The organism is Paraburkholderia lebeckiae, from assembly GCF_014201005.1.
Classification (GTDB): domain Bacteria; phylum Pseudomonadota; class Gammaproteobacteria; order Burkholderiales; family Burkholderiaceae; genus Paraburkholderia; species Paraburkholderia tuberum.
In genome coordinates this window covers 1-1,266 of record NZ_JACHDK010000077.1, presented here as the reverse complement: position 1 = coordinate 1,266, position 1,266 = coordinate 1, and the positions used below count along the sequence as shown (strand labels likewise).

Genomic DNA, 1,266 nt, shown 5'->3' with positions numbered 1-1,266 from the left:
GTGCGGATTGCCCGTGTGAAAGTAGGTAATCGTCAGGCTCCCCCCCACGTCAGAAACCCCACCCGCCGCGGTGGGGTTTTTGCGTTTACGCGGCCTAAATCAACAGCAACTGAGATTGACCCGCAAAAACGGACATCTATCCTTTGGAGAAGGAGGTGCCGATTATGGGCAAGCATCGTACCCCGTACCCGGCGGAATTTCGGGCGCAAATGGTCGGGCTGGTGAAGGCCGGACGCAGGCCGGAGGAACTGGAAAAGGAGTTCGAGCCGACTGCACAGACCATCTACAACTGGGTGGCGCAGGCTGATCGCGACACAGGTGTGCGGCATGACGGTCTGACCACAGCCGAACGGCAGGAGCTCACACGGTTGCGCCGCGAAGTCCGGCAACTGAAGATGGAGCGCGACATCCTCTCTCACGCGGCAGCCTGGTTCGCGAGGGAGACGGGATCCATTCCACCGAAGGGCGGTACGGATTCATGAAAGCGAACCGGGCCCGCTGGCCCATTGCGATGATGGCGCGGCTGCTCGGCGTCTCGACGAGCGGCTATTACACGTGGCTGGTGCGTGAGCCCGCGATGCACACACGCAGCGATGCGCAACTGCTCTCGCGCATCCGCACGCTACATGCGAGCTCGCGCGGCACGTATGGGGCGCCGCGTATCCATGCGCAGCTCGCGCGCGAAGGCGTACAGGTGGGGCGCAAGCGGGTGGCGCGCCTCATGCGTATGGCGGGTCTGTGCGGGGCAAGCCGGCGGCGCTGGCCGCGCACCACACGGCCACGCGCAGGCGCCCGGCGTGCGCCTGATCTGGTGCGCCGGCACTTCAGTGCCGACGCGACAAACGTGCTGTGGGTCGCAGATGCGACCTATGTACCCACCGGTGAAGGATTCCTCTATCTGGCAGTCGTGCTGGATGTGTTCAGACAGTATGACTTCCCGTGAGGTGGAAGGCTGGCCCGGCGTGTGGAATCAAACGCGGGTTAGCATGACTGCCAGAGCCGCACGGTGTGGACAGGGCCACACCCGGCGATTTCCGTCACGGAGGCCAGCAATGGGAAACGATAGCACAGTGTATGTAGGGCTTGATGTCCACAAGGACTCGATCGCCGGGTGCTGCACGGCGATAACGGTGCGACGCTCAAGGCCACGACCGTGCTGGCGATGCTCCATTGGCTGGGTGTCAAGCCGTCGTACTCACGCCCCCGTGTCAGCGACGACAACGCCTACGCCGAGGCGCTGTTCCGAACCGCGAAGTACCGGCCGGA

General features: G+C 63.9%; 2 protein-coding genes and 1 pseudogene. All 3 read left to right on the top strand.

Translation table 11 applies throughout. The features are described from left to right. Positions 1–143 precede the first annotated feature (143 nt). On the top strand, positions 144–482 hold the full coding sequence (locus HDG39_RS34535) for a transposase (protein WP_184012742.1): 339 nt from the start codon (positions 144–146) through the stop codon (positions 480–482). Next, positions 479–943 (top strand): IS3 family transposase, encoded by a 465-nt coding sequence (locus HDG39_RS34530; RefSeq protein WP_184012740.1) that lies wholly within the window; start codon positions 479–481, stop codon positions 941–943. Before HDG39_RS34535 ends, HDG39_RS34530 begins: the two co-directional genes overlap by 4 nt. A 156-nt stretch (positions 944–1,099) precedes the next feature. After that, positions 1,100–1,266 (top strand): annotated as a pseudogene (locus HDG39_RS34525) (IS3-like element ISAzo10 family transposase); the annotation flags it as partial.